We start from the raw sequence: 26,744 nt of genomic DNA, 5'->3' as shown, positions 1-26,744 counted from the left end.
GCATCATTCCCCCGCCGGCCGCGCCGGCGCCGCGCGGCGGGGCGTGGCCGTCATGCGCAGCCCGCGCGCTGCCATCTGCTTCTCGATCGAGGCGCGCATCGCCGGCAGGTGACGCAGCGCGTTCACGTAGTAGATCTTCCGCAGCACGGCGTCGGGCAGGCCGAGGCCCGAGATGTGCCAGCGGCCGTGGCCGGGCGAGCCGAGCGGCGTGCGCACCTGCGCGGGGTGCGCGAAGTACTCGTCGAGCGTCTCCAGGGTGCGCCAGTGCGGGCGCCAGAACTCGTCGGCGCCCCGCGACTGGCTGCCGTCGGTGCCGAACAACACGCGGTCCTGGTACTTGATCAGGAACTCCCGCCAGAACCGCGGCGCGCGGCCGAGGTCCTGGAAGGTGGCCGAGAGCTCGATGTCGGCGTTGGGGTACATGTCGAGGAACTTCGCCAGCTTCTCGGGGTCGTAGTACAGCATCGCCATGTGCGCGTTGACGAACCGCGTCTTCGGGTGCTTGCGATGCATGTTCTCGCGCGCCCGCTCGATGACGTCGTTGGACGGCCCCGTCTTGAAGTAGTTGTTGGTCTCGTCGCCCTTCTGGTGCCAGAGCCCGGCCTCGTAGCGCTCGTTCTTCGGCCCGATCGGGTAGAAGCGGCCGATCGAGTCGCTCAGGTGGATCATCACGGGCCTGTCGTACCTGGCGGCCATGTCCCAGATCGGGTCGAGCCGCGGGTCGTCGGCCTGGATGAAGCTGCCGTCGGGGTTCTTCGCGCCGAGGCCGAGCGTCTTGTGCACCTTCATGCCCTGGGCGCCGGCCTTGAACGCGCGCTCCATCTCGGCGGCGAACTTCTGCGACCACCCCGGCTCGTTGATGCCCTCGGCGCTGAAGGTGATGAAGTTGGCGACGCGGTCCTTGTAGGCCACGCCCTCGGCCAGCACCTTGTCGAGCTCGGCGCCCGTGCCGCCATTGAGGTTGACGATGGCGCCCATGCCGATGTCGTCCATCAGCGCGACGAGCTCGTCGTAGGCGGCCTTCGACGTCAGGCCGCGCGCGTGCACGTGGAAGTCGACGGCGGGATACTTCGCGCGCCAGATGTTGGTGCGCGGCAACCGGAGGAGCGTGAGGGGCATCGCCGGCACTTCCTCGCCAGGCTGCTGCCACCCGGCCGGCGGCGCCACCTCCTCCATCGTCGGCATCGGCGGCACCCACGTGCCGCCTTCCTTCACGCCGGCGGGCGCGCGCCGCTCGACCGGCACGTCGGGCGCCTTGGGACGGGCCGCGGACGGCGCCTGGGCCGACATCGGGGACTGAAGGGACGACGAGCCGGCCACGACGACGCCGGCGAGGCCGGCGGCGAGGGACAGCAGGGAGAGGGACCTGCGACGCATGCGGGAATGCTCCGGGAACGAGACCGGCGCATTCTGTCACGGCGCACGGTCTTCGTCATGCGGCCGTCGGCCTTCGGTGCCCCTTGACACCCGTGTGACTGCCGGCCTCGCCCCTCGTCCCTTGCTGCTCTTGTCCCTCGTCCCTGGACATCCTGGGGACTCGCGTACTCGTCCCTCGTCCCTTGTCTCCCTTGTCCCTCTTCCCTTGCCTCCCTTGTGACTTGCGTACGTGTCCCTGGTCCCTTGCGCCTTGCCTCCCTCGTGACTTGCGTACGTGTCCCTGGTCCCTTGTGCCATCAGCGGCCGCGTGGGACACGCGGCCCTACCGCGGTGCTACCCGCCGCTCATGATGTAGTGCTCGAGGTGATTGATCGTGAACTCGTGCTCGCGCACCACGGCGCGCACGACGTCACCGATCGACACCACGCCGGTCACGCGGCCCTCCTCCACCACGGGCAGGTGCCGCACGTGGCGCTCGGTCATCAGCGCCATGCACTGGTCGCACGTCCAGTCCGGCGTGACGCTCACCACCGCCCCGGTCATCACCTCGCGCACCAGCGTGTCGCGCGATGCCTTGCCGTGCAGCACCATCTTGCGCGCGTAGTCACGCTCGGACAGGATCCCGGCCAGCGCGCCGCCGCTCATCACCAGCACCGCGCCGATGTTGTGGTCGGCCATCACCCGGAGGGCCTCGAGCACGGTGTCGTCGGGGTCGACGGTGTGCACGTCGGACTTGTTGGCCAGCATGTGCCTCACGAGCGTCGTCATCGAGGAACTCCTGCCTGCGCCGCCGGGTACCGCGTCGGCAGACGACACGGTTGCCGCCGTCGAGCGGCGCGCCTCGACGGCGGGGCGAGGCGCACGGCACGGCCGTCGCCCTCGCTCACGGACTGTGGTGACTGGCGGCGACGTTACGCCCGTCGCGAGCCGAGGTCAAGCTCCACGGCTGGAGCGCTCGTCCTGTCACCCGACCGTTCTGGGTCGTCGAGTTCGACGTTACCGAGAGGCATGGCCGATACGACAGCCTCGCGGGCCACGGAATCACGCCGAGGCGCGTGGTTCTACCACGCGGCGTTCGCATCGTCACTGATCGTCGGAGCGCTCCAGATGCAGCACGTGCGAGGCGGCTGGATCACCAACTACGGCGCCGACGTGTTCGGCACGGCATGGGTCTACGCCATCGTGCGCCAGGGACGCACCACGTTTCGCTGGCCGGCGATGGCCCCGTGGGTGGCCGGCGCGTTCGTCCTGGCGGGCTGCGTGGCAACCGAAGTGGCCCAGCGCTGGCTGCCCGGCACATTCGACCCCTACGACCTGGTCGCCTTCACCGCCACGATCGTCGGCTGCGTGGCGCTGGACCTCGTCGTCGACCTGGGCCGTGCGTGACGATGTGGCCCCGATTGGCCCCGCGCACGCTCCCGCTTCGCCCTGAGCCGTGAGCCCTGAGCCGGCCTACGGGATCCACCGCACCTTGTAGAGCCGCTCGCCGTCGAGGACCACCTCGCCGGCCGGGCGCGCGAAGCGGATGCGACTGGTCCACCACTCGGGCACTTCGGCCTGCGTGTACGCCAGTCGACGCGTCACGGGGTGGATGACCACGCTCTTCACGTCGTGCAGGCCGCGCAGGTCCGGGTCCGGTGAGAAGGTGCGGAGGTCGCGATCGAAGCGCCACACGCCGGCGTGCGTGCTGACGATGAGGTGCGCGGTGCCGGGCACCGCAGACAGCTCGTGGCCGCCCTCGTCGGGCAGCGCATAGCGGGCGTCGAGGTCGAGCGACGGCGAGGGCCCGTCCCAGTCCTTCAGCCGGTAGGCGCGGAGTTCGTGCAGGCCGAGCGCCCACAGCCGCTCGCGGGCCGCGTCCCACACGACGCCGTGCGCCGACTCGAGCTCGGTCGACGCCAGCTCGCGCACCGGCGTCGCGGCATCGAACAGCGCGAGGCGGTTGCCCGTCTCCGGCCGCACGCTGCACGCCAGCACGATGCGATCGCCGGGGAGCAGCTCGGCCGAGTGCGTGTTGCCGCAGGAGGCCCACCACACCGCGCGGCGCGTGGCGCGGTCGATGAGGGCCGCGCCGTCGCTCGAGGCCGTCACCAGGAGGCGATCGCCGGCCACCGGCTTGCAGTCATCGGTGGTGCGGAACTTCGAGCGGAACGCCTCGGGCAACTCCGGCGCGTCGGCCGCCTTCCAGCGCCAGATCCGGCTGGGCGGGCCCGACACGTCGAGCACGAACACCTCGTCCCAGCCGCACGCGACGAGCGATTGGGCGTGTGACACGCGGGCAGACACCAGGAACAGCAGCGCGAGCAGACACCGGCGAGGCAGGCGGGCCATGCGCCGCACTGTACACCGCGACCGCGCCGGCGGCCGATGCGCTCAGGCCTGGGCCGCCGTGGGCATCGGGACGCGCACGTAGATCGCGGTCCCCTCGCCAGGGGCCGACTCGATCTCGACGCGGGCGCCGATGAGCGCCGCGCGCTCGCGCAGGCTCGTGAGCCCCATCCCGGTGGCCACCGCCGACTCGGCCGACACGTCGAAGCCCCGCCCGTCGTCTTCCACGATGAGCACGACCTCTCCGTCGCGGTTCTCGAGGAGCACGTCGGCGCACGTGGCCTGGGCGTGCTTGAAGACGTTGTGGAGCGCCTCCTGCGCAATCCGGTACAGGTGACTCTCGACCTCCGGCGCGAGGCGCAGCGAGTCGGGCACACCGGCATGGAACTCTGCCGGCACGCCGAACCGGCTCGCCCATCCTTCGACCAGGTGCGCGAGCGCCGCGCCCAACCCGAGGTGCTCGAGGGTCGTCGGGCGCAACTCCCAGGTGAGGGCGTCCAGCCCCTGATCGACCTCGTGCGCGAGCTCGCGGCTGCGCGCGAGCAGTTCCGACGGCGGCGGGCCATCGCCGCCGCCGGCCGACGCGGCCTCCAGCGCGAGCCGCAGCGCGGTGATCTGCTGGCCCACGTGGTCGTGGATGTCGCGGGCGATGCGGCGCCGCTCCTCTTCCTGCGCCGTCAGCACCCGCTGGTAGAGCGCCTGGATTCTGGCTTCCGCGGCGCGGCGCTCGCCCACCTCCCGCGCCAGCGCGGCGTTGAGGGCAGCCAGTTCCGCGGTGCGGGCGGCGACGCGGGCGTCGAGGTCCTCGTTGGCGCGGCGCAGGGCCTCCTCGGCGCGGGCCCGCTCGAGGCGGGGATAGAGGCGCGCGGCGACCTCGCGCACGAACTCGATCTCGCGCTCGGTCCACGTGCACGGCTCGTGGTGATGCAGGGCCACCAGGAGGGCCACCTGGCCGTCACGCACCAGCGGTGCCAGCAACTGGGCGCGGACGTTCCAGGCGGCGTACGGCTCCCGCCGCCCTTCCGTCCGCGGGTCGGTCATCACGTCCGAGAGCGCCTGCACGCCTCCCGAGCGCAGGTGCGCCGCGAAGGTGGGCGACACGAGGTGGGTGAAGCGGGCCGTATCGATGCCGAGCGGTGCGCCGCCCTGCTGCAGCGAGTCGTACCGCCGGTACATCGCGTCGGCCACCTCGTCGACGTCGATGATGTTGACGCGCCGGCCGATGAAGTGGCGGGTCATCGCATCACCGGCTGCCGCGATCATCGACGCCGACGAGGCGTTGGAGGCCAGCGCGCCCTCGAGGTGTTCCAGCAGCTCGGCGCGGGCCTTCAGCCGGGCCTCGTTGGCCCGCAGGCGGGCCTCGGCACGCGCCCGCTCGACGGCGGCCCAGATCCGCTCGCCCGTGTCCTGGAGCAGCGTCACGTCCTCGGGGGTCCACTGGCGCGGCGCGCGCGTGTGCGCGAACACGAACGCCACCAGCCGCCCGCCCTTCACCAGCGGCACGTGCAGCGTGGCGCCGAGGCCGAGGCGCACGTACGCGTCCCGCACATGGGCAGGCAGCGAGCTGTCGCCGGTGACGTCGGGCCGCACCACCACCTGCCCGGCGCGCAGCGCATCGAGCAGGGCAGGCCCGAGGTTCTCGTACGGATGGAGCCCGCTGATGTCGTCGAGCCCCTCCGCGTGGCCGCACGACACCTCGAGGTGCACGTCGTCGCCGTGGTCCTCGGCGTAGCCGGCGCGGTCGGCGCCGAGCGCCACGCCGAGGGCCCGCGTGGCCTCGTCGAGCAGGGCGCGCGGATCGGCGATCGGCCGCAGTCGGTCGCTGAGGTCGAGGAGGAAGGCGAGCCGCTGCTCGCTGGCGCGCAGCCGGGCGTCGGAGGCGGGGGACGAGGTCATGGTCTGGCCCGCCGGTCCGGCGGGGTGCCGCTATCATCGCTCGCCCTGCCGGTATCCGCCGCTGGTCAGCGCGCGGAGCGCCGTCGCGGGTACTCTCGTCGCATGACCACTCGCATCCTGACCGTGGGCGCGCCAGCGCTCCTGGTGGGCGTGAGCGTCGGCGCGCTGCTCGCGCAGGCGCCCGCCACCCCGCCCTCCCTGCCCACCCCGCCCTCCCTGCCCTACTTCGTCGGCAACGCCCTGGGGTTGCCGATCGAGCCCACCACGCCTGGCCCCTTCGCGCCGATGTCGCCGCAGGTGAAGGTGTACGGGGCCATCTACTCCGCCGAGAGCTGCGCCTACGACCCGAGCCGCAACCTGATCATCGTGCCCAATCGCGGCGTGCCCCAGAACGTGCAGCAGAACAACGCGTGGGTGTCGCTGCTCAATCACGACGGGTCGGTGCACACGGCGCGGTGGATCGGCGTGCAGAACGCCGGCGCGCCGCGGGCGGCCCTCACGCCGCCGCTGGTGCTGAACGAGCCCTACGGCAGCGACGTCGCCAACGGCACGCTCTACCTCGCCGATCGCGACGGGAGCACGAGCCCGCAGGACAAGGGGGTGGCGGTGATCCGCCGCTTCACGCTGGCCACGGGCGCGCCGGCCGGCGAGACCCGCGTGCCGGCGGTCGAGTGGTTCAACGACATCGCCGTGGCGGCCGACGGCACCGTGTACGGCACGGTCACGGGCGGGGCCACCGACGCGGACGCCGCGACGTGGCAGGTGTGGCGCATCCCCGCGCAGGGCGAGGCCAGCATCGTCGTGCAGGGCGCGCCGCTGAAGCGGCCCAACGGGATTGCCATCGATGGTGACGGCAACCTGGTGGTCGTCAACATGCTGTCGCCCGACGTGCTGACGCTGTCGCCCGCGGGGCGCCTCCTGAAGACCGCGCAGGCGGCCCAGGCCGGCAACGACGGGATCGTCATCCTGCGCGACGGCACCACGTACGTGAGCAGCGTGCTCAACGGCGGCGTCTCGCGGCTCCGCCCCGGGCAGCCGGCGACGCTGATCGCGCAGAACATCCCCAATGCCGCGTCGATGTGCTACGACGCCGGCGCCCACCAGCTCGTGATTCCGATGAATGCCAACAACGCGCTGGCGTTCGTGCCGCTCGACCCGAAGTAGGCCGGACTCGCCCCGGGGCCGGGGTGCCGGCCGACGGCCGGCACTCAGGCCCGGTGACGCGGCTGTCTCACGGCGCGACTCCGACGCCTGGCGACACCGCCCGCGGCGACGGGGACGACGACCGGCAGCCTTCGCTCGAGGCCAGGCCGGCAATCACGAGGGACACGACGCACACACGAGACACGAACGCGACGACGGCGGACTTGACGCCCATGGACGCACTCCTCCCGGAAGCAGGGTTCGCGATGACAAGGTGTTCCCTTCCTTCCTAGCAGCAGACCGCGTCGGCGATCAAGGGGCGCGTCGGGTTCGGCGGTATGATCGGCCGTCCCCTTCTTTCCCGGAGTTCGCGTGCACGAGTCACACACCTCCCCCCGGCCCCACGCTGCGGCGCAACCGCCCGTGGACCGGCGCACTTTCGTCCACAGCGTCACCGGCTCGATGGCCGCCCTTTCGATGCTGCCCGGCATGGCCGCGGCCGGTCAGCAGCCGGGGATGGCCGGCGCGGCGACCGTCGAACGCCAGGTCGCGCAGCCGAAGTGGGAGGGCCCGCCCCGCCTGAAGTTCGGCGTCATCGGCATCAACCACGGCCACATCATGGGCATGTCCGACGCCGTGATGCGCGGCGGCGGCGAGCTCGCCTGGGTGTACGCCAGGGAACCGGAACTGGTGAAGCAGTTCACCGAGCGGTACCCCGGCGTGAAGGTCGCGCGGAGCGAGGCCGAGGTGCTCGACGATGCCTCGGTCAAGCTGGTGCTGAGCGCGGCGATTCCCGACGAGCGCGGACCGATCGGCATTCGGGTGATGAAGGCCGGCAAGGACTACATTGCCGACAAGCCGGGCATCACCTCGCTGGCGCAGCTGGCCGAAGTCCGCAAGGTGCAGGCCGAGACGAAGCGGATCTACTCGATCGCCTACAGCGAGCGCTTCGAGAACCGCGCGACGGTGAAGGCGGGCGAACTGGTGAAGGCGGGCGCCATCGGCAAGGTGCTCCAGACCATCGGCACCGGGCCGCATCGCGCCGGCTACAAGGGGCGCCCCGAGTGGTTCTTCGACGTCGCGCGCTACGGCGGCATCCTCGTCGACATCGCCTCGCACCAGGCCGACCAGTTCCTGTACTTCACCGGCTCGACGAAGGCCGAGGTCGTCGCGTCGCAGGCCGGCAACGTCCACACGCCGCAGTACCCGAAGTTCCAGGACTTCGGCGACATGATGCTGCGCGGCAACGGCGGCACCGGGTACGTGCGTGTCGACTGGTTCACGCCCGACGGCCTGCCGACGTGGGGCGACGGACGTCTCGTGATTCTCGGCACCGAGGGCTTCATCGAGATCCGCAAGAACGTCGACATCGCCGGGCGGCCCGGCGGCAGCCATCTCTTCCTCTCCGATCAGAAGGAGACGAAGTACATCGACACGACCAACGTCGAGCTCCCGTACGGACGGCAGATCGTCAGCGATGTGCTCGACCGCACCGACACCGCGATGCCGCAGGCGCACTGCTTCCTCGCCATGCAGCTCGTGCTGGAGGCGCAGGCCAAGGCGCAGTCGCCGGTGATGAAGGGCTGACGCCATGAGCACGTCGCGTCGCCAGTTCCTCACGCGAACCGCCGCCGCTGCCACGACGGCCCTGGGGGCCGGAGCCATGCCCACCGAAGCGCGCAGCGCGACGGGGAACGGGTTCCCGGCCATCGTGCCGGCCTCCGTGCTCGGCGCGCAGGCGCCCAGCAAGCAGATCACGATCGGCGCGATCGGCGTCGGCCGCATCTCGCGCGTCCACGACATGCCGGGCGTGTGGAAGCACGCCCAGGCCCGCATCGTCGCCGCCTGTGATCTCGATGCCAGGCGCGTGGAGGACGCCCGGGCGCTGGTGAACGGCTACTACGCCAAGGCCACCGGCGCCCCGTACGACGGCGTGAAGGGCTATGCGGACTACCGCGAGCTGCTGGCCAATCCCGACATCGACGCGGTGATCATCAGCACGCCCGACCACTGGCACGCGGCCATCGCCATCGCCGCGGCGCGCGCCGGCAAGCACATCTACCTGCAGAAGCCGGCCTCGCTCACGATCGCCGAGGGCCGGGCGCTGAGCAACGAGGTGCACAAGTCGGGGGTCACGTTCCAGATCGGCAGCCAGCAGCGGTCTGGCGTGCAGTTCCACCGGGCATGCGAGCTGGTGCGCAATGGGCGCATCGGCCAGGTCAAGACGGTGCAGATCGGCCTGCCCGGCGACCCGTCGGGCAAGGATGAGCCCGAGATGCCCGTGCCTGCGCACTTCAACTACGACGCGTGGCTCGGGTCGACGCCGAAGGTGTACTACACCGAGGCCCGCGTGCACCCGCAGGTCGGCTACGACCGCCCCGGCTGGCTGCGCTGCGAGCAGTTCGGCGCCGGCATGATCACGGGCTGGGGCGCGCACCACCTCGACACGGCGCACTGGGGCATGGGCACCGAGCACACGGGGCCGGTGGAGGTGTGGGGGAAGGCCGAGTTCCCGACGTCGGGGCTGTGGAACGTGCACGGGCCGTTCAGAACCGAGGCGCGCTACGCCAACGGCGTGCACATGATCGTCAGCGGCGACTTCCCCAACGGCATCCGCTTCGAGGGCACCGAGGGCTGGATCTTCGTGTCGCGCGGCAATGAATCGGTCACGTCGAGCGACCCGGGCGCGAAGCTGAAGGACGCGCAGGCGCTCGCCGCGAGCGACCCACGCATCCTCGACTCGGTGATCGGACCGGACGGCATCCACCTGTACGAGAGCCGCGACCATCACGGCAACTGGCTCGAGTGCATCCGCAGCGGCCGCCAGGTGATTGCCCCGGTCGAGATCGCGCACCGCTCCTGCAGCGCGTGCCTGCTCCACCACATCGCGATGAAGCTGCCGCGCCGCCTGCAGTGGGATCCCCTGCACGAGCGCTTCGTCAACGACGACGAGGCGAATGCGATGCTGTCGCGTCCGCAGCGCGCGCCGTACGGGTTGCCCGCCTAGCCAGGGACCGGGGCGCGCCGTGCGCCCCGCCTACACGCCGAGGAACGTCCGCACCTGCGCGATGACCAGCCAGCCGCCGAAGAAGGCGTAGAACGCCGTCGCGAGCACCAGCATCACCAGGCGCAGGCCGCCGATGCGCAGGGGCGGCGGCAGGCCGCGCAGGTTCAACTGGATGAGCAGGGCGCCGTACACGACCATCACGAGCCCGTTCAGGCACGCGGCCGTCATCAGCAGCACCAGCGGCTGCTGCATGCCGCTCAGCAGGATGACCGAGCCCGACACCACCCCCGCCCACACCGCGAAGAAGTAGATGCGGCTCTCGGTCCAGTACGGGTGCCCCTGCAGGTAGACCGTCCGCAGGATGTCGGCGACGATGCGGGCGATGTAGTCGACGGTGCCGAGCGCCACGAGGATGAGGGACATCGCCCCGAACACCCAGAAGAACTTGCCGAACCAGGGCGCGACGACCTGCTGGAGGACTTCTCCTTCCGACTTGATGAAGGCGAGCGTGGCCTGGCTGGCGAACTGCTGCCCCGGGATGGTCGAGTGCGCGAGCAGCGAGAACATGGCGATCGAGAAGATGCAGATGAACCAGAAGCTCACCAGCTGCTCGACATTGGCGCGCTTCCACCACACGGCGAACCGCGCCAGGTTGGCCGCGTCCGTCCTCATCATCACGCCCGTTGTCGGCAGCGCGACATCCTCGCCGGTGATCGGCGACACGATGCGCGGGATGTAGGCGCCCATGCCGAATCCCTTGTCGCGGATCCAGTTGCTCTGCGCGAGGTTGTTCACGCCGCCCGCGCCCGCGAACACGAGCGCACTGAGCAGCAGCGTGATGGGAATGGCGGTCGCGTCGGGCAGCGTCCCGAAGCCGGTGATCGCCTGCGGCAGGTCGGCCCAAGCCGACGGCTTGATGGCCGCGACGATCGCCACCGAGAGGAAGACCAGCGTGAGCCCGACCTTGAAGAACTGCGCGCGCTCGAGCGTCTTGTACACGACCGGCGACATCGTGAGCGCGAAGCCGATCGCGATCATCACGCCAACCGTGATGTAGCCGACGTTGCCGCCGCCCATCAGGAAGGTCAGCGCCGTGACGCCGCCCGTCGCCCAGCCGGGCCACATGTTGGGCAGCAGCGTGAACAGGCAGAAGATCCAGCCCCAGTGGCGCCAGCGCCGCACGAAGCCGGCAATCGCCGTCTCCCCGGTCACCAGCGTGTAGCGCTCGATCTCCATGTTCATGAAGTACTGGAGCGTGACGCTGACGGCCGCCGCCCACAGGAACGCGGGGCCGACCGCGGCCGTGATGAAGGGCCAGATGATGTACTCGCCGGAGCCCACGCCGAGCCCGGCCAGGATCACGCTCGGTCCGAGGATCTTCGTGAGCGGCAGCGGATCGGGCATGTCGCGCACCGTCATCGGCGGCAGGCAACCGGCCGGCGGCAGCGGATGCGGCGTGGCGGCGTCCGCCCCGGAACCCGAGGGCAGCCCTTCGGAGGCGTGGTGCATCGCGCGATGGTATGGCCGATGCGCTTTCGTCGCAACAGTCGTGCGTCGACCTGAAGGTCGACGCCTACACCCGGGGCGCCGTGACCAACGGCGCGAGTCGCTGGCCCCGAGCGACGTCGAAGGGGAGACAGATTGGATGAAGTGGCTGGCCCCCGCGAGCTGACGGGAGGCCCGTCGCTCACACTGACACGTGCTCGAGGCACACAGTGAGAGGAGCCAGCCATGGACCATGTTGCAATCGATCTCGGCGGAAGGGAATCCCAGATTTGCGTGCGGCGGCCCGACGGGACCGTCGTCGAGGAGCGGCGGCTGCGGACGCAGGAGGTGCCGCGGTACCTGGGCGAGCGGCCCGGCAGCCGAGTGATTGTCGAGACGTGCAGTGAGGCCTTCTGGGTGGCCGACGCGGCACGGGCGGCCGGGCATGAGGTGCGGGTGGTGCCGGCGACCCTGGCGCCGACCCTGGGCGTGGGGGCGCGCCGGATGAAGACGGACCGGCGTGATGCGCAGGTGCTCAGCGAGGTGTCCTGCCGCATCGACCTGCCGTCGGTGCATATCCCGAGCGCCGAGGCGCGGGCGGCCAAGACGCTCTGCGGCATGCGCGACGGGCTGGTGCGCAGTCGCACGCTCCTGCTCAATACCGTGCGCGGCTGGCTGCGGACGCAGGGCCGCCGGCTGGCGAGTGGCAGCGTGCACACCTTCGGGGCGCGCGTCCGCGCCGCGGTAGGCGAGCCCCTCCCGAGCTACGTGGCCCGGCAGCTGCAGCTGCTGGAGCACCTGCATGCCGCCATCGCGGACGCCGACCGCGAGGTGACGGCCTGGGCCACGGGCGACCCGGTCGCGCGCCGCTTGCTGACGGTCCCCGGAGTCGGCCCGGTGACCGCCGTGCGGTTTGTGGCGGCGCTCGACGACCACACGCGCTTCGACGGCGCGCACGCGGTGGAGGCGTATGTCGGGCTGGTGCCCGGCCAGGACTCGAGTGGCGCGCGGACGCGTCACCTGGGGATTACCAAAGCGGGGAGCCGCAGCCTGCGCTGGTGCCTCGTCCAGGCCGCGCACTGCGCGAAACGGACGCTGAAGCCGGGGCCGCTCCGCGACTGGGTCGACGCCGTGCAGCACCGGCGCGGGCGCCAGGTCGCCGTCGTGGCCTTGGCGCGCAAGTTGACCGGCATCCTGTATGCGATCTGGCGGGATGGCACCCGCTTCGACCCGCACCGGACCAACGCCGCGCCGCTGGCCGGGTAACCGCGCCACGGCGGCACCGCCCTGCTGGGGTCGGCTGCCACGCGCGGGTGATCGCGAGTAGGGCGGTTCTGGCGCCTTCGGGCGACCACGAGGAACCGATGTGCGACCCCGCCCCGCAGCAACCTAGTGCGCCCCTGAGCGCGAATACTCGACTGGAGCAGCCCGATCCCCCGAGGCAGGACCGATGTATCCCCCCGCGCGGGGGCCTGCGCCCCCGCGACGGGACTGATCTGCCCTTGACCCGGCCAGCCACTTCATACTCGCGCCCTACCTGGTCGCTTCCTCGAGCAGGTGGATCACCGACCTGTAGGGACGTCCCGTGGCGCTGGTCAGCGCGACCTCGCACATCCGGTTGGCCGACACGTGATCGTCGCAGGCGGCGGCCCGCACCTCGACGGCCTCCCGCTGGGTTGCACTCGCCGTGAGTTCCGGGAAGAGGAAGCCACGGTCGCCGGCAAAGCCGCAGCAGCCGGCGTTGGCGGGCAGGGTCACGTGCTCGGCGCAGGCGGCCACCAGGGCCAGTAGGTCGTCGGCGTGGCCGAGGTGCGCGAGTGAGCAGGTCGGGTGCGCCGCGACGCGGCCGGCCCGACGCGTCACGTCGAGGCGCGGCAGCAGGTCCTGGCGGGCGAACGCGACGCTGTCGACGATGCGCAGCGAGGCCAGGCGGGCGCGGTTCTCGGACGTCAGGGCCGGGCCGCACTCGCGCAGGCCGAGCGTGCACGAGTTGGCGTCGACGACGATGGGCAGCCTCCCCTCCTGTGACCACGTCCAGCAGCGCTCGATGGCGTCATTGGCGGCCTGACGGTGCCCGCTGACCAGTCCCTTCGACGAGAACGGCGTGCCGCAGCACGTCCCGTGCACGTCGTCAGGAATCCACACGGGACGACCGGCCCGGGCGGCAACCGCCACCAGCGCGTCCGGCAGTGAGAGCGTCGACGCCTCGCCTGGCACGTGGCCGAACACGCGCGAGACGCACGCCGGCAGGTAGACGGCGGCGACGTCGGCCCGCGACGTCCGGGGCAGCGAGGCGGCGGGACGCGGCATCTCGCGCGTCCACAGTGGCACCTCCGGCCCCGCAAGGCGGCGCGCCAGCCGCGTGACGGCCGGCATGGCGCCGGGGCCGAGCACGCCCTGGACGACGTGCCCCAGGCGCAGGCCAATCTTCACCAGGGATTCCGCCAGCCCGAACCGCGTGGCAACCGTCATCCCCACGGCCTCGGCGGTCGGCGAATGCCGGGCGTGGCGGAACTGCTTCACGAGCGCGCCGGTGTTGATGGCCACCGGGCAGGCGGTCGCGCACATGCCGTCCACGGCGCAGGTGTCGAGCCCCGCGTACGCGTAGTCCTGCCAGAGGGCGTCGAGGGACGCCCGCGACTCGCCGGCCTGCTCGCGTCGCACCATGTCGCGCCGCACGAGGATGCGCTGGCGTGGCGTGAGCGTCAGGTCGCGCGACGGGCAGACGCGCTCGCAGAAGCCACACTCGACGCAGGTGTCGATCGACGCCTCGACCGACGGCAGCGACTTGAGATCCGTGAGGTGCGCGCGCGGGTCGTCGTTGATGATGACGCCGGGATTCAGCAGGCCGTCGGGGTCGGCGAGCGCCTTCAGCCGGCGCATGATGGCCAGCGCGGCGCCGCCCCATTCCGCCTCGACGAACGGCGCCATGTTGCGGCCGGTGCCGTGCTCGGCCTTCAGCGCTCCGTCGTACTTCCCCACCACGAGGGCCACGACATCGTCCATGAAGCGCGCGTACTGATCGATTGCGGCCGCGTCGTTGAACGACTGCGTGATGACGAAGTGCAGGTTGCCGTCGCCGGCGTGGCCGAAGATGATCGCCTCGGGGTAGCCGTGACGCGCGAAGAGCGCCTGCAGGTCGACGACCGCCTCGCCGAGGCGCTCGAGCGGGAAGGCGACGTCCTCGATGATCACCGTGGTCCCGCTCTTGCGCACCGCCCCCACCGACGGGTACATCCCCTCGCGCACGCGCCACAGCGCCGCGATCTGCCGCGGGTCGTCGGTGAAGGGTGCCGGGAAGGACAAGCCGGCGAGCCCGGCCACGACCGCGGCGGCCTCCGTCCGGTAGGCCGTGAGCGCGTCGGGCGTCTCGGCCTGGAACTCCACGAGCAGCCCCGCCGCGCCGTCCGACAGGCCCTGCAACTCCGCCGGCACGCCCGACTGGCGCTCGACGGCGCGCAGCGACGCCCGATCCATCAGTTCGAGGGCCTTCGCGCCCGCCGCCTTGAGCGGCGCGATCGCCCGGCAGGCGTCGTCGATGGTGGCAAACAGCAGCAGGCCGGTGGCCTTGTGCGGCAGGTCGGGCACCGTCCGGAGCACGGCCTCCGGGATGAAGGCGAGGGTGCCCTCGGAGCCGATGAGCAGGTGCGCGAAGATGTCGACCGGACGCGAGAAGTCGAGGAACGCGTTCAGGCCGTACCCGGTCGTGTTCTTCATCCGGTACTTGGCCCGGATGCGCGCCGACAAGGACTCGTCGGCTTCGATCTCCGCCTTGAGCGCCAGCAGGCCGGTGGCCAGCGTCGGCTCGGCCGACCGGAACCGTGCGTCGGCGTCGGCCTGGGCCGTGTCGATCACCGTGCCCGACGGCAACAGGAACGTGATCGCGTCGAGCGTGTGGTACGCGTTCTGCGCGACGCCGCAGCACTTGCCCGAGGCGTTGTTGGCGAGGATGCCGCCGAGCGCGCATGCGGCCAGGCTGGCCGGATCGGGCCCGATCTTGCGCCCGAACGGCCGCAACGCGAGGTTGGCCTCGCCGCCGAGCACGCCGGGTTGCACGCGCAGGCGCGCGCCCCCGTCGAGCACCTCGAGGCGACGCCAGTGACGCTTGACCTCCACGAGGATGCCGTCGGTGACGGCCTGCCCCGACAGGCTGGTGCCCGACGCGCGGAACGTCAGCGGCAGGCCGAGTTCATGGGAGAGCCGGAAGAGCGCGCGCACCTCGTCCACCGAGGCCGCGAGAACGACGGCCTTCGGGACAGGGCGATAGAAGCTGGCGTCGGAGGCCCACGCCGCGATGTCGATCGGGCGCGTGAGCACGCGCTCGGGGGCGATGACCTGCTCGAGCGCGCGGCGGAGTGATGCGGGGGCACTGCCGACGGACGTGTTCATCCCGCCGACGAGGATCGCACAGGCGTGCGTCAGGCCTCGCGCAGCCAGCCCTGGAGCAGCGCGTACCGCACGATGTCGATGCGCCCACGCAACCCCAGTTTGCGCATCGCGTTGGCCTTGTGCACTTCGACCGTCTTGACGCTCAGGTCGAGACGCGCGGCGATGTCCTTGTTGCTGTAGCCCCAGGCCATCTGTCGCAGGACCTCGGCCTCGCGCTCGGTGATCGACGGCGGCTCGGGCCCGGCGGTGCGCGCGTGCTTGCGGACGTAGGCGCCGGTGACCCGCGCGCTCAGTGTCTTGTCGAGGTAATGCTGACCGGCCGCCGCGGCACGGATCGCGTTGAGCAACTCGCCGGGCGCGCTCTGCTTGAGCACGTAGCCCGACGCACCGGCGCGCAACAGTTCCTGCACGTAGGCGTCGTCGCCGTAGCGCGAGAGCGCGACCACGCCGATGCCCGGATTGCCTTCCTTCAGCTCACGGGTGGCCTCGAGGCCGTTGGTCCCCGGCATGGCCACGTCCATCACCACCACGTCGGGCTGCTGCTCTCGTGCGCACCCGACGCCGGCCCTCCCGTCGCCGGCCTCGCCCACGACCTCCACGTCGGGAAACCCGTTCAACAACAGCGCGAGCCCCTGCCTCACCGTCTCGTGGTCGTCCACGAGGACCACGCGAATCGTGCTCATCGAAAGTCCCTTCCGGCGAGGATTCTGCCACAGCAGAGCTCTGGGAGCCGCCCTCCCTTGTCCCTTGTCCCTCCGTTGTCCCTCCCTTGTCCCTCGTCCCTACCGCACCTTGCCCCTCGTCCCACGCAACCCTTGTGACTCGCCCCCGTGTCCCTGATCCCTTGACACGCGGCGCTCCCTCCCGTGTCAGTGCGAGTGCCGCGGCACGGCCGACCCACTGCCGCCCTTGAGGAAGTCGAGGTCCGCCCCCTCGTTGGCCTGCAGCACGTGGTCCACGTACAGCTTCACGTACCCGCGGCTGGTGATCGGCGCCGGCGGCTGCCAGGCGGCGCGGCGCCTGGCCAGTTCCTCGTCGTCCACCAGCAGCGAGATCTTCCGCGCCGGGACGTCGAGCGCGATCATGTCGCCCGACCGCACCAGCGCCAGTGGCCCGCCGACGGCCGCTTCGGGCGCCACGTGCAGCACCACGGTGCCGTAGGCGGTGCCGCTCATCCGGGCATCGGAGATGCGCACCATGTCGGTGACGCCCTGCCGCAGGATCTTGGGCGGTAGCGGCATGTTGCCCACTTCGGGCATCCCGGGGTAGCCCTTCGGCCCGCAGTGCTTCAGGACGAGCACACACGAGGCATCGACGTCGAGCGTCTCGTCGTCGATGCGCGCGTAGAAGTCGTCGATGTCCTCGAACACGACGGCGCGGCCCGTGTGCCTGAGCAGCGCGGCGCTCGCGGCGGCAGGCTTGATGATCGCGCCGTCGGGGGCCAGGTTGCCCTTCAGGACCGCGATGCCGCTGTCGGGCACCACCGGGTTGTCCTGCGGCCGAATCACCTCGGGGTTGTCGTTGGGCGCCCCGTCGATGTTCTCGCCGAGGGTCCTGCCAGTGACGGTCAGCGCGTCGCGGTGGATGAGGTCGCCGAGCTCCCGCAGCACGGCCGGCAGGCCACCCGCGTAGTAGAAGTCCTCCATCAGGTACCGACCCGACGGCATCAGGTCGACCAGGCACGACACGTCGCGCCCCAGGCGATCCCAGTCGTCGAGGGTGAACTCGACGCCGACCCGCCCGGCGATGGCCAGCAGGTGGATCACGGCGTTGGTGGATCCGCCGACCGCGTTGACCGCGCGCACCGCGTTCTCGAACGCCTTGCGCGTGAGGATCTGCGATGGCTTCAGGTCTTCCTCGACCATCGCGACGATGCGGTTGCCGGCCTGGTGGGCGAGGCGGCGGCGGCGCGCGTCGACGGCGGGAATCGCCGCGTTGGTCGGCAGCGCCAGGCCCAGCGCCTCGACCAGGCAGGCCATCGTCGACGCCGTGCCCATCGTCATGCAGTGACCGGCCGAGCGGCTCATCCCGGCCTCTGCATCACGGAAGTCCTCGGGCGACATGAGGCCGCACCGCACCTCCTCGCTGAACTTCCACACGTGCGTGCCCGATCCGATGTCCTGGCCGCGGAACTTGCCGTTGAGCATCGGGCCGCCGGAGACGACCAGCGTCGGCAGGTCGACGCTCGCCGCGCCCATCACGCAGGCCGGCGTCGTCTTGTCGCAACCGACCAGCAGCACGACGCCGTCGATCGGGTTGCCGCGGATCGACTCCTCGACGTCCATGCTGGCCAGGTTGCGGAACAGCATCGCCGTCGGCCGCAGTTGCGTCTCGCCGAGCGACATCACCGGGAACTCGAGCGGGAATCCGCCGGCCTCGTACACCCCGTGCTTCACGTGCTCGGCCAGGTCGCGCAGGTGCGCGTTGCACGGCGTGAGCTCCGACCAGGTGTTGCAGATGCCGATGATCGGCCGGCCGTCGAAGACGTGATCGGGATGGCCCTGGTTCTTCATCCAGCTGCGGTGGATGAACGTGTTGCGATCGATGCCGCTGAACCATCCTGTGCTGCGTCGCTTGCCCTTCGCTCTCTCTGTCATCGGTCACGCCTGTCGCTTCCGCCGTCCCGGAACGGACCCACCTGGAGCCTCACCTCCAGCGTGCTCCGTCGATCGCTCGCGTCGTGCCCGTCATGCTCCCACGGATGTGCGTCGAGCGCATGCCGCACCTCGCCACCACGCCCCGGCGGCCCCGGGGCACTGGCACGACCAGCACGCTTCAGGTAGCCTACCGTGTCATGACTCATGCCGTTCGCGCGCTCGCGCTGCTCCTGATGACGGCTGGCCTCGCGGCCGGCCAGGCGACCAAGACGATCACCTACGAGACGAAGGTCGAGACGCTCACCGTCCAGGCCATCGAGTCCAAGAGTCGGACCCTGACGCTCAAGCGCACCGACGGCACGTTCCTCACCACCGTCGCCCCCGCCGGCATGAAGCGCTTCGACGAGGTGAAGGTCGGCGACAAGGTGACCGCACGCTACTACGAGAACCTCGTCGTCCGCGTCAAGCCCGCCGGCGAGAAGGCGATCGACACGGCCTCGGCCGCCACGGTCAGCTCGGAGGGGCAGCATCCGGGCGGCACGGCCGCCGTGCAGCGCGCCATCACGGCCACCGTCACGGCGATCGACCGCAAGGCGAGCACCATCACCGTGGTCGGCCCCAACGACTGGAAGTACTCCTCGCGCGTCGAGGACAAGAAGGCGCTCGAGAAGGTGAAGGTCGGCGATCGCCTCGACATGATCTGGACCGACGCGCTGCTGATCGCCCTCGACTCCGCGAAGTAGGCCCGGCCCGGCCCGACCGGACGAGCGGTCCCGTCCGGTCCTTCGTACAATGGCGCGCATGCCCGTCGGACCTCGGCCCCCCAACAGTGGCGCACACGGCCTGGGACTGGCCGCGATCCTCGCGGCCGTCGCCGCGCTCGGTGCCACCGGCCTTGCACAGGAGCGACCGAAGGTCCTGGTCACCTCGCCCACCCAGCGCCAGGCGTACCTGGCGACGGCGATCCTGTGGGAGGACCGCGAGCTCCCCTCGCCAGCCCGGATCGTCGAGGGGCGAGGCACGCCGGCCAGCGGCGGCCGCGCCGACCTGAATCCCCCCGGCGGCCTGCCCTGCACCTGGGAGTCCGGCGGTGCGCAGATGGGCGGCAACACCCCGAAGTTCACCTGCCGCACGGCCAACCGACGCCTGCTGCGCGTGAAGTACTACGACGGGCAGCCGCGCACCGGCAATCGCGAGGTGTTCGCCGAGGTCGTCGCCGTGCGCCTGTTCTGGGCGCTCGGCTTCCCGTCCGACATCGTGCTGCCGCTCACCGTGCAGTGCCTGGAGTGCCCGGAGAACCCGATGGCGGGCACCGGGCCGCGCGCCACGCGCACGTTCCTCGGCGTGACCGAGCCGGCGTTCCGCGGCACGCCGATCCTCTCGAGCGCCAACGCCGACCAGGGCTGGCAATTCGGTGAACTCGACGCGGCCATCACCGCACTGCCGCCAGGAGCCGACCGCGATCGTCAACGGATCCACTTCGACGCGCTCAGCCTGCTGGGCGCCTTCGTGCAGCATGGCGACAGGAAGCCCGCGCAGCAGCGCCTGGTGTGCGCCGAGGCCCTCGACCTGTCGGCCGGCGACGTCCACCCACTCGACGCGCGGCCGCTCGGCGTGGCCGCGCTGTTCGAGCATCCCGGGGCGCGGGCCTGCCGCGCCCCCCTGGCGATGATCCAGGATCTGGGCGCCACCTTCGGCAGTTCCGGCAAGGGCACGATCCGCACCGGCAAGATCGACCTCGGGCGGTGGGCCATGCGCCCGGTGTTCCTCCCGCCGGCCGAGGATCCCGATCGCAACGTGCGCGGCTGCCGCGCCGACGTCACGCCGGCGCTCGATGCCGGTCCCGGCGCACGGGCCAACCCTCGCATCGGCGAGGCCGGCCGCCGTTTCCTCGTCGAGCGCCTGCAGCGCCTGACCGACGACCATCTCCGAGCGCTCTTCACGGCCGCGCGCGTCGAGGCCCTCGGTGAGCCGCTCGCCTGGACCGCGCCCGGCACGAGGAAGTCCTACACGGGCCTGGACGCCTGGGTCGAGGCGTTCAAGTACAAGCGGGAGCAACTGGCCCTGGTTCGCTGCGGCCAGGGCTAGCCCGCGCCCCCCGGGGCGCCGCCCCCCGTGCTGGCGTCCAATCAGCAGCCGTGACGCCGTGGCCGCTCGCCCTGCTGCTCGTGATTCCCCTGACCACTGGTGTGGGCTGGGAAGTCCTGCGGTACCGCGGCATCCCGCCGCACGTCGTCGACTTCGGCGCCGAAGGCCTGCGCGTCGAGGTGAACGCCTCGGCCGCCCCGCTGGTGTACCCGCTCGACTCGCCCCGCTGGGTGCGGGGCCTGCGGGCGGAGGGACGGGTGGTTGGCGCCCTGCGCACCGACGCGCGTCGGCAGGGTGAGCGAGGAGCCGACGACTACGCCCTCCGCGTCGGGCTGGTCGAGGTGGGCACGCGCCGCCCCGGGTGGCTGGAACGCAAGGTGGCGCCCGCGTGGGTGCAGCGCCTGTTCGCGCTGGCGCCGCCGGACCTCGGGATCGCCGGCATCCGCTTCTTCAACGTCGCCGTCTCGCCGTCGCAGATCGGGCAGTCCCGCCAGCATCCCGCCAGCGCGTTGATCAGCGAACGCGTCGTCGCTGCACCGAATGCCAACGGTGGCTTCACGATCACCGTCGATCTCGACGCGCCCCTCGAGACCGCGGCGGTGTGGATCAGCGTCGACGGCGACGACACGCGCTCGCGCTACACCCTCGCGCTCGCTCGACTCGAACTGCGCCTCGAGGTCCCGCCGGCGGGCGATCGTGCCCGACAGGTTCGGTCGGCGCCGGGCGGCGACAGGTAGACTCGCGTCCATGCGCCTTCTTGCTCTCGTCGGCCTGGCCTGCAGCCTGGCCGCCTCGACGGCCGGTGCCCAGTCGTCGGCCGACGACCTCTACCGCATGCAGGACGTCGAGACCCGCTGGATCAGCCCCGAGAACCCGACAGGCGCGAGTGGCAGTGGCGGCCGTGTCAATCGCGGCGCCAAGGGCGCGGCCTTCATCGTCGTGCCACCAGGCGCCAGCGTGGACCTGGCCGACATCCGCGGCGCGGGCATCATCCACCGCATCTGGATCAGCGGCACCGTCCCGCGCAACCCGGAGCAGCGCCGACTGGTGCGCCTCCTGATGACGTGGGACGACGCGACTGCGCCGGCGGTGGACGTGCCGATGGGCGACTTCTTCGGCGCCTCGCTCGGCCTGGCCGTGCCCTTCGAGAGCGCGCTGCTCCAGAACCCGGAAGGTCGCTCGTTCAACGCGACCATCCCGATGCCGTATCGCACCGCCGCCCGCATCCGTGTGGTCAACGAGGCGCCGTCCTACGCGCTCATCTGGTACGACATCAACTACAGCATCGTGAAGGCCCATGCCGACGACGTGCTGTATTTCCACGCGACGTGGCACCGGGTGCCGCGCACCGCGCCTGGCACCGACTTCGAGATCCTGCCGCGCGTGACGGGCCGCGGCCGCTACCTGGGGACGCACGTCGGCGTGGTCGGCGGGCACGAGGCCTACCGCGGCACCTGGTTCGGGGAGGGCGAGGTGAAGGTCTTCCTCGACGGCGACTCGACGCTGCCGACGCTGGTCGGCACGGGCACCGAGGACTACATCGGGACGGGCTGGGGTCAGGGCACCTTCCGGGGCCGGTATCACGGGTCACTCGTGTCCGACGAGAAGGCCGACCTCTACGCGTTCTACCGGTACCACCTCGACGACCCGGTGTTCTTCCAGCGCGAATGCCGGGTGACGCTGCAGCAGATGGGCAACGCACCGATCGCGAAGGTGAAGGCCATGCAGGCGGCCGGCGCGCCCGCGGTGCCGGTGCTGGTGCTCGACCTCAAGGGCGAGCCGGTGATGGACATCCGCAAGGCGGCGCCCGACATCCACCTGCTGCTCGACGCCCAGGGGCTGCCGCCCTTCGACGACCCGCGCCATCCGCAGGGCGGCGTGAACTACTACCGATCCGACGACGTGTCGGCGACCGCGTACTTCTACCTGGATCGCCCGGTCAACGGCCTGCCGCCCCTGGCGCCCGCCGCCAGCCGCATCGACGGCATGCGCGAGCGCGTGTGGGCAACGCAGAGGTAGGGCGCGGTCTCCCCTTCGACTGCGCTCAGGGCACGCGACCGCGCCGTTGGTGATTCACGGCGGGGTGGGACACCCCGCCTTACCGGGGGCTGTGGCAGTCGGCGATGATCGCTGACCGTCGGCCAGGGCCGACGGCTACAGGAGGAACCCCGCGATGGTCGCGGTGACGAAGTTGGCCAGCGTGCCGGCCATCATCGCCCGGAAGCCGAGCCGCGCCAGGTCGCTGCGCCGCGCCGGCGCCAGCGCGCCGATGCCGCCGACCTGCATGCCGATCGAGGCGAAGTTGGCAAAGCCGCACAGCGCGAAGGTCGCGATCGTGAAGGAGCGCGGGTCGAGCGTCGCCTTCATCGGCCCGAGCTGCGAGTAGGCCACGAACTCGTTCAGCACCATCCGCGTGCCGAGCAGGTTACCGATGGCCGGCGCGTCGCGCCATGGCACGCCCATGCTCCAGGCAATCGGCGCGAAGACCCAGCCGAAGATCTGCTGCAGGCTCAGGCCGGCGAGACCGAGGATGGCGTTGAGCAGGGCGATGAGCGCCAGGAAGGAAATCAGCATCGCGCCGACGTTGAGCGCCAGCATCAGGCCCTCGGACGTGCCGCGCCCGGCCGCGTCGATGATGTTGACGTCGGTCTTCTCGTGCTTCAGCGCGACGGTGCCCATCGTCTCGGGCTGCTCGGTCTCGGGCACGAAGATCTTGGCCATCATCAGCGTCCCCGGCGCCGTCATGATGACCGCCGTGAGCAGGTGCTGCGCCTCGATGCCGAAGAGCACGTAGGCGGCCATGATGCCGCCCGAGATGTGGGCCATGCCCGAGGTCATCACCGTCATGAGCTCGGACTGCGTCATCTTCGCGAGGAAGGGCCGGATGGTGAGCGGGGCCTCGGTCTGGCCCATGAAGATGCTCGCCGCGACGTTGAGCGTCTCGGCGCCGCTCGCCTTCATCACCCAGCGCATGCCGACGGCAAACGCCCGCACGACCAGTTGCATCACGCCGAGGTAGTAGAGGATCGCGAACAGCGACGCGATGAAGATGATCGTCGGCAGCACCTGGAAGGCGAACAGCACCGAGTACTGCGCGCCCTCGGGGCCGAGGGCGCCGGTCATGATGCGCGGCCACACCTCCTTGTTGCCGAGCGGACCGAACACGAACCCGGCGCCGACGTTGCCGAAGTCGAGCAGCCAGTTGATGCCGCGCCCCGCCGCCGCGAAGGCCTCGCGTCCCGGCGTCGTGCGCAGCACGATCAGCGCGATCACGATCTGGAGGCCGAGGCCCCAGGCCACCGTCTTGCGGTCGATCGCGGCGCGGTTGCTCGACCACGCGAACGCGATGGCCAGCAGCACGCACAGGCCGGTGAGCGACTGCACCTTCGGCGCATTGGCGAGGAAGGCGATGGCGGCCGCGATGGCGGCCGCGCCGAGCAGCGCGCCGAGGACGAGGAGGTCCGCCTGGCGCCAGGGGGCGCGGGCCGGAGCCTTGCCGGGAGCGTGGGTCACAGGGCGGGAGTATACCTACGAAGCGTCGAGCTTGCCTTCACGCTGTCGGGAGGCCGGTGGCCAACGGGTCAGTCCTGCGGGTCCTCGTCACGGACCGGCAGGCGGAGTTCCTCGTCGAGCTTGGCTGCCAGTCGCCTCGCGTGCTCTTCGGCGGACGCCTTGGTCTTGTGGACCGCGGCGCCTGCCCCTTCGCGCAGGAGTCGTCCATCACGAACGACAGCCCAGGCAGCCCCCTGTCGCATGACCCGGATCACTGCTGCCTCCCTTGCCTAGGCGCCCGTGCCCGAGTCGTCGATCTGTACCCGGCCTCGCCACGGCGAGACGATGTCGGCAGCCAACTGCGCCGCTTCCGCGGGCGACCCCAGCAGCGCGTCCATGACCCGTTCGCCGCGGTAGTTGAAGATGCCATAGCCGCCGTCGTCACGGCGGACGAGCACGTCGCCCACGGCGACCCGACGCCTGCGAAGCTCTGGAACACCGACAGGTGAGGGCTGAGGCTGAGGCTGAGAGTTGTCGTGTTTCACGTATGGGCGACCTTTCCGCCTGCCCCTGTCCACAGCACAGACGATGCCAACACCGAGGGGGCGGCGTCAGTGTCGGTCCTGCGGCCAGGGCCTGGGGTCACCCGCCTCGAGCGTGCCGCGTGAACCTGATCGCGCAGACGGGGTACTAATGCAGCATGCAGACTCGTGCATGGCTCCTCGCGGCCGGCCTCGCCTCGTGCGTGCTGGCTCCGGCACTTGCGCAATCGCCGGTCGCTCCCCCACCTGCGGGCGCGCCCGCTCCTCGGCCGCCTGCCAGCCCACCGCCCGCGCCTGCCGCGGAGACGGGCAAGCTCCCGGTGCGGCGGGTCGTGCTGTACAAGAGCGGGGTCGGGTACTTCGAGCACGTCGGCCGGGTGCGCGGCGACCAGGTGGTGTCCATCGACCTCACCAGCGGCCAGTTGGACGACGTGCTGAAGTCATTGACGACGACCGACCTCGGAGACGGCACGGTCACCGGCATCACCTTCAACTCGATGGCCCCGCTGGAACAGCGCCTGCGGACGCTCGGCTTGCCGCTCGGAGCGACGACCTCGCCCACCGACCTGCTGCAGGCCCTGCGTGGCTCGCGCGTCGAGGTGCAGGGCAGCGGCGCCGCGGTGACCGGGCGGGTGCTCAGCGTGCAGGAACGCGAACGGACGGTCGGCGAGAAGACCGAATCCACGGTGGAGCTCGCGATCGTCACCGATGCCGGCGTCGTGCGGACCTTCACGCTCGGGTCGGGGATCGGCGTGCGGCTCGTGGACGCCGACGCGCGCGGCGAACTCGCGCAGTACCTCGACCTGGTCGGGTCGGCGCGGGCCCAGGACGTCCGTCGGCTGCGCATCGCGACCAGCGGCACCGGCGCGCGCGACCTCTTCGTCAGCTACGTCAGCGAGGTGCCGGTGTGGAAGTCATCGTACCGGCTGGTCATCCCCACCGCCGCCGGCAAGGCGCCCTTCCTCCAGGGCTGGGCGATCGTCGACAACACGCTCGGCGAAGACTGGACCGACGTCGAGCTGTCGTTGGTGGCCGGCGCGCCGCAGTCGTTCATCCAGCAGATTTCGCAGCCGCTGTACACGCGTCGACCCGTCGTGCCGCTACCGAGCGCGGCGATGCTGACGCCGCAGACCCACGACGGCGCGATGAGTGCCGAGAAGGCTGGCGTCGCGGCGGAATCGGTCGAGGGCGGGGTGCCTGGCGGGGCCCTCGGTGGCGTGGTCGGCGGATTGCCGAGCGCACCTCCGCCGCCGGCGCCTGCCGCGCAGTTCCGTGCCTCGCGCGTGTCGGCCAACGAACTCGAGGACCGGCTCACACGGACGCCGGCGGCGGCGCAGGGCGCCGACCTCGGTGACCTGTTCGAATACAAGCTGACCCAACCCATCACGGTGCGCCGCAACCAGTCGGCGCTCGTGCCGATCGTGCAATCGCCGGTCACGGTGGAGCGCGTCTCGCTCTGGACGGCCGGCAGCAACTCGGCCCGGCCGCTGCGCGCCGTGTGGATCACCAACGACACCGGCCTGACCCTCGACGGCGGCAGCCTGTCGCTGGTCGAGGGCGGCGCGTTCGCGGGCGAGGGGCTGCTCGACCCGATCCAGCCGAAGGAACGTCGCCTGGTGTCGTACGCGGTGGACCTGGCCGCGCGCGTCACCAGCAGCTTCGAAGGCGGCCCTCGCCGGGTGAGCCGCATCCGTGTCAGCCGGGGCGCCTTCATCCAGACGGTGCAGGAGCGCGGCACCACCCTCTACACCCTGCGCAACGACGATGCCGCGCCGCGTACCTTCGTGATCGAGCACCCGAAGCGCGATGGCTTCACGTTCGCGCCGGGCACGCCCCAACCCGCCGAGACCGGCACGTCGCAGCACCGCTTCAAGGTGGTGGTGCCGCAGGGCGGCACGCAGACCCTCAAGGTCGAGGAGGTCCGCGAGGTGGAGACGCGTGTCGCCGTGACCAGCGTCACCAGTGACCAGGTCGCGCTGATCCTCCAGGGCCGTAACGTGGATGTGGCCGCCGAGCCGCAGCTCAAGGCCGTGATGGCCCAGAACGCCGAAGTCGCCCGGCTGCAGGCGGCTCTCCGTGACAGGCGCGCCGAGGTCGAGCGCATCGAGAAGGACCAGGCACGGGTCCGCGAGAACCTCCAGGCGCTCAAGTCGAGCGCCGAGGAGCGCCAGCTGGTGGCGCGCTACGCCACCCAGTTGAATGCACAGGAAGATCGACTCGTGGCGCTCCGCAAGGAGATCGAGGATCTCGAAGTGCAGCGCGGCAAGGCGCAGGACGAACTGGTGCGCCTGGCCAACGGCATCACGCTGGACGTGGCGTTGCCGTAGGGCGGATTCTCCGATCGCGGATCGGGGATTGGGGTTCGCGGATCGGAAAGGCAGGGCCGGCCGCCAGCGCCGG

The 26,744-nt window shown here is 71.1% G+C and carries 22 protein-coding genes; 10 read left to right on the top strand and 12 right to left on the bottom strand.

Features of this window, described 5'->3' with window-relative positions:
* Positions 1-3 precede the first annotated feature (3 nt).
* Complete coding sequence (locus TBR22_RS08235) at positions 4-1,377, bottom strand: amidohydrolase family protein (RefSeq protein WP_239492491.1); 1,374 nt, start codon at positions 1,375-1,377, stop codon at positions 4-6.
* 333 nt (positions 1,378-1,710) lie between these two features.
* The gene (locus TBR22_RS08230; protein ID WP_239492490.1) at positions 1,711-2,145 is read right to left on the bottom strand and encodes a CBS domain-containing protein; all 435 of its coding nucleotides are present in this window, start codon (positions 2,143-2,145) and stop codon (positions 1,711-1,713) included.
* Positions 2,146-2,385: 240 nt separating this feature from the next.
* Here TBR22_RS08230 and TBR22_RS08225 point away from each other — a divergent pair, with 240 nt between their 5' ends.
* A complete protein-coding gene (locus TBR22_RS08225) occupies positions 2,386-2,763 on the top strand; it encodes a hypothetical protein (protein WP_239492489.1) in 378 nt (125 codons plus the stop codon).
* 66 nt (positions 2,764-2,829) lie between these two features.
* On the opposite strand, the gene TBR22_RS08220 is transcribed toward TBR22_RS08225, so the two are convergent.
* Complete coding sequence (locus tag TBR22_RS08220) at positions 2,830-3,708, bottom strand: DUF6528 family protein (RefSeq protein WP_239492488.1); 879 nt, start codon at positions 3,706-3,708, stop codon at positions 2,830-2,832.
* Between the two features lie 42 nt (positions 3,709-3,750).
* On the bottom strand, positions 3,751-5,601 hold the full coding sequence (locus TBR22_RS08215) for a GAF domain-containing sensor histidine kinase (protein WP_239492487.1): 1,851 nt from the start codon (positions 5,599-5,601) through the stop codon (positions 3,751-3,753).
* A 102-nt stretch (positions 5,602-5,703) separates the two neighbouring features.
* Here TBR22_RS08215 and TBR22_RS08210 point away from each other — a divergent pair, with 102 nt between their 5' ends.
* Complete coding sequence (locus tag TBR22_RS08210; protein WP_239492486.1) at positions 5,704-6,765, top strand: SMP-30/gluconolactonase/LRE family protein; 1,062 nt, start codon at positions 5,704-5,706, stop codon at positions 6,763-6,765.
* A gap of 67 nt (positions 6,766-6,832) precedes the next feature.
* On the opposite strand, the gene TBR22_RS08205 is transcribed toward TBR22_RS08210, so the two are convergent.
* A complete protein-coding gene (locus TBR22_RS08205; RefSeq protein ID WP_239492485.1) occupies positions 6,833-6,979 on the bottom strand; it encodes a hypothetical protein in 147 nt (48 codons plus the stop codon).
* A 227-nt stretch (positions 6,980-7,206) separates the two neighbouring features.
* On the opposite strand from TBR22_RS08205, the gene TBR22_RS08200 reads away from it, so the two are divergent.
* Both TBR22_RS08200 and TBR22_RS08195 read left to right on the top strand, forming a co-directional pair.
* Entirely contained in the window at positions 7,207-8,331 is a 1,125-nt protein-coding gene (locus tag TBR22_RS08200) for a Gfo/Idh/MocA family protein (protein ID WP_370651501.1), read from the top strand.
* A gap of 4 nt (positions 8,332-8,335) precedes the next feature.
* Positions 8,336-9,751: a Gfo/Idh/MocA family protein gene (locus tag TBR22_RS08195; protein ID WP_239492483.1), complete on the top strand. Its 1,416-nt coding sequence runs from the start codon at positions 8,336-8,338 to the stop codon at positions 9,749-9,751.
* A 30-nt stretch (positions 9,752-9,781) separates the two neighbouring features.
* Here the strand turns inward: TBR22_RS08195 and TBR22_RS08190 are convergent, their stop codons facing one another.
* Positions 9,782-11,260, bottom strand: coding sequence for an Nramp family divalent metal transporter (locus tag TBR22_RS08190; RefSeq protein ID WP_239492482.1), 1,479 nt, complete (start codon positions 11,258-11,260; stop codon positions 9,782-9,784).
* A 222-nt stretch (positions 11,261-11,482) separates the two neighbouring features.
* On the opposite strand from TBR22_RS08190, the gene TBR22_RS08185 reads away from it, so the two are divergent.
* A complete protein-coding gene (locus TBR22_RS08185; RefSeq protein WP_239492481.1) occupies positions 11,483-12,502 on the top strand; it encodes an IS110 family transposase in 1,020 nt (339 codons plus the stop codon).
* 267 nt (positions 12,503-12,769) lie between these two features.
* On the opposite strand, the gene TBR22_RS08180 is transcribed toward TBR22_RS08185, so the two are convergent.
* The 3 genes from TBR22_RS08180 to araD form a co-directional block, all read right to left on the bottom strand.
* Positions 12,770-15,625, bottom strand: a complete 2,856-nt coding sequence (locus tag TBR22_RS08180) for an FAD-binding and (Fe-S)-binding domain-containing protein (RefSeq protein WP_239492480.1) — start codon at positions 15,623-15,625, stop codon at positions 12,770-12,772.
* Positions 15,626-15,654: 29 nt separating this feature from the next.
* Positions 15,655-16,308 carry a response regulator transcription factor gene (locus TBR22_RS08175; protein ID WP_239492479.1) on the bottom strand — a complete coding sequence of 218 codons (654 nt, stop codon included), beginning with the start codon at positions 16,306-16,308 and terminating at the stop codon, positions 15,655-15,657.
* 186 nt (positions 16,309-16,494) lie between these two features.
* Positions 16,495-18,222, bottom strand: a complete 1,728-nt coding sequence (araD, locus tag TBR22_RS08170; RefSeq protein WP_239492478.1) for an L-arabinonate dehydratase — start codon at positions 18,220-18,222, stop codon at positions 16,495-16,497.
* Between the two features lie 197 nt (positions 18,223-18,419).
* Between araD and TBR22_RS08165 the strand changes: the two genes are divergently transcribed.
* The 4 genes from TBR22_RS08165 to TBR22_RS08150 are packed head-to-tail and all read left to right on the top strand — an operon-like array spanning position 18,420 to position 22,329.
* Positions 18,420-18,965, top strand: coding sequence for a hypothetical protein (locus tag TBR22_RS08165; protein ID WP_239492477.1), 546 nt, complete (start codon positions 18,420-18,422; stop codon positions 18,963-18,965).
* A 58-nt stretch (positions 18,966-19,023) separates the two neighbouring features.
* Positions 19,024-20,310 carry a hypothetical protein gene (locus tag TBR22_RS08160; protein WP_239492476.1) on the top strand — a complete coding sequence of 429 codons (1,287 nt, stop codon included), beginning with the start codon at positions 19,024-19,026 and terminating at the stop codon, positions 20,308-20,310.
* 50 nt (positions 20,311-20,360) lie between these two features.
* A complete protein-coding gene (locus tag TBR22_RS08155) occupies positions 20,361-21,047 on the top strand; it encodes a hypothetical protein (protein WP_239492475.1) in 687 nt (228 codons plus the stop codon).
* 10 nt (positions 21,048-21,057) lie between these two features.
* Positions 21,058-22,329, top strand: a complete 1,272-nt coding sequence (locus TBR22_RS08150; RefSeq protein WP_239492474.1) for a glycoside hydrolase family 172 protein — start codon at positions 21,058-21,060, stop codon at positions 22,327-22,329.
* Positions 22,330-22,464: 135 nt separating this feature from the next.
* Here the strand turns inward: TBR22_RS08150 and TBR22_RS08145 are convergent, their stop codons facing one another.
* The 3 genes from TBR22_RS08145 to TBR22_RS08135 all read right to left on the bottom strand — a co-directional run bounded on the left by TBR22_RS08145 (position 22,465) and on the right by TBR22_RS08135 (position 24,269).
* Positions 22,465-23,823, bottom strand: a complete 1,359-nt coding sequence (locus tag TBR22_RS08145) for a NupC/NupG family nucleoside CNT transporter (RefSeq protein ID WP_239492473.1) — start codon at positions 23,821-23,823, stop codon at positions 22,465-22,467.
* 68 nt (positions 23,824-23,891) lie between these two features.
* Positions 23,892-24,065 (bottom strand): hypothetical protein, encoded by a 174-nt coding sequence (locus TBR22_RS08140; RefSeq protein WP_239492472.1) that lies wholly within the window; start codon positions 24,063-24,065, stop codon positions 23,892-23,894.
* A gap of 27 nt (positions 24,066-24,092) precedes the next feature.
* The gene (locus TBR22_RS08135; protein ID WP_239492471.1) at positions 24,093-24,269 is read right to left on the bottom strand and encodes a hypothetical protein; all 177 of its coding nucleotides are present in this window, start codon (positions 24,267-24,269) and stop codon (positions 24,093-24,095) included.
* 233 nt (positions 24,270-24,502) lie between these two features.
* Here TBR22_RS08135 and TBR22_RS08130 point away from each other — a divergent pair, with 233 nt between their 5' ends.
* Positions 24,503-26,671: a hypothetical protein gene (locus tag TBR22_RS08130; RefSeq protein ID WP_239492470.1), complete on the top strand. Its 2,169-nt coding sequence runs from the start codon at positions 24,503-24,505 to the stop codon at positions 26,669-26,671.
* Positions 26,672-26,744: the final 73 nt, after the last annotated feature.

Source organism: Luteitalea sp. TBR-22 (assembly GCF_016865485.1).
Lineage (GTDB): Bacteria > Acidobacteriota > Vicinamibacteria > Vicinamibacterales > Vicinamibacteraceae > Luteitalea.
Note: the sequence above shows the minus strand (reverse complement) of the source record. Positions and strands in the feature narration are given on the sequence as shown.

What these genes read in the sequence shown, in the direction of transcription:
- TBR22_RS08235 (WP_239492491.1), bottom strand. Translation starts at nt 1,377, where the DNA reads ATGCGTCGCAGGTCCCTCTCCCTGCTGTCCCTCGCCGCCGGCCTCGCC.
- TBR22_RS08230 (WP_239492490.1), bottom strand. Translation starts at nt 2,145, where the DNA reads ATGACGACGCTCGTGAGGCACATGCTGGCCAACAAGTCCGACGTGCAC.
- TBR22_RS08225 (WP_239492489.1), top strand. Translation starts at nt 2,386, where the DNA reads ATGGCCGATACGACAGCCTCGCGGGCCACGGAATCACGCCGAGGCGCG.
- TBR22_RS08220 (WP_239492488.1), bottom strand. Translation starts at nt 3,708, where the DNA reads ATGGCCCGCCTGCCTCGCCGGTGTCTGCTCGCGCTGCTGTTCCTGGTG.
- TBR22_RS08215 (WP_239492487.1), bottom strand. Translation starts at nt 5,601, where the DNA reads ATGACCTCGTCCCCCGCCTCCGACGCCCGGCTGCGCGCCAGCGAGCAG.
- TBR22_RS08210 (WP_239492486.1), top strand. Translation starts at nt 5,704, where the DNA reads ATGACCACTCGCATCCTGACCGTGGGCGCGCCAGCGCTCCTGGTGGGC.
- TBR22_RS08205 (WP_239492485.1), bottom strand. Translation starts at nt 6,979, where the DNA reads ATGGGCGTCAAGTCCGCCGTCGTCGCGTTCGTGTCTCGTGTGTGCGTC.
- TBR22_RS08200 (WP_370651501.1), top strand. Translation starts at nt 7,207, where the DNA reads ATGGCCGCCCTTTCGATGCTGCCCGGCATGGCCGCGGCCGGTCAGCAG.
- TBR22_RS08195 (WP_239492483.1), top strand. Translation starts at nt 8,336, where the DNA reads ATGAGCACGTCGCGTCGCCAGTTCCTCACGCGAACCGCCGCCGCTGCC.
- TBR22_RS08190 (WP_239492482.1), bottom strand. Translation starts at nt 11,260, where the DNA reads ATGCACCACGCCTCCGAAGGGCTGCCCTCGGGTTCCGGGGCGGACGCC.
- TBR22_RS08185 (WP_239492481.1), top strand. Translation starts at nt 11,483, where the DNA reads ATGGACCATGTTGCAATCGATCTCGGCGGAAGGGAATCCCAGATTTGC.
- TBR22_RS08180 (WP_239492480.1), bottom strand. Translation starts at nt 15,625, where the DNA reads ATGAACACGTCCGTCGGCAGTGCCCCCGCATCACTCCGCCGCGCGCTC.
- TBR22_RS08175 (WP_239492479.1), bottom strand. Translation starts at nt 16,308, where the DNA reads ATGAGCACGATTCGCGTGGTCCTCGTGGACGACCACGAGACGGTGAGG.
- araD (WP_239492478.1), bottom strand. Translation starts at nt 18,222, where the DNA reads ATGACAGAGAGAGCGAAGGGCAAGCGACGCAGCACAGGATGGTTCAGC.
- TBR22_RS08165 (WP_239492477.1), top strand. Translation starts at nt 18,420, where the DNA reads ATGACTCATGCCGTTCGCGCGCTCGCGCTGCTCCTGATGACGGCTGGC.
- TBR22_RS08160 (WP_239492476.1), top strand. Translation starts at nt 19,024, where the DNA reads ATGCCCGTCGGACCTCGGCCCCCCAACAGTGGCGCACACGGCCTGGGA.
- TBR22_RS08150 (WP_239492474.1), top strand. Translation starts at nt 21,058, where the DNA reads ATGCGCCTTCTTGCTCTCGTCGGCCTGGCCTGCAGCCTGGCCGCCTCG.
- TBR22_RS08140 (WP_239492472.1), bottom strand. Translation starts at nt 24,065, where the DNA reads ATGCGACAGGGGGCTGCCTGGGCTGTCGTTCGTGATGGACGACTCCTG.
- TBR22_RS08130 (WP_239492470.1), top strand. Translation starts at nt 24,503, where the DNA reads ATGCAGACTCGTGCATGGCTCCTCGCGGCCGGCCTCGCCTCGTGCGTG.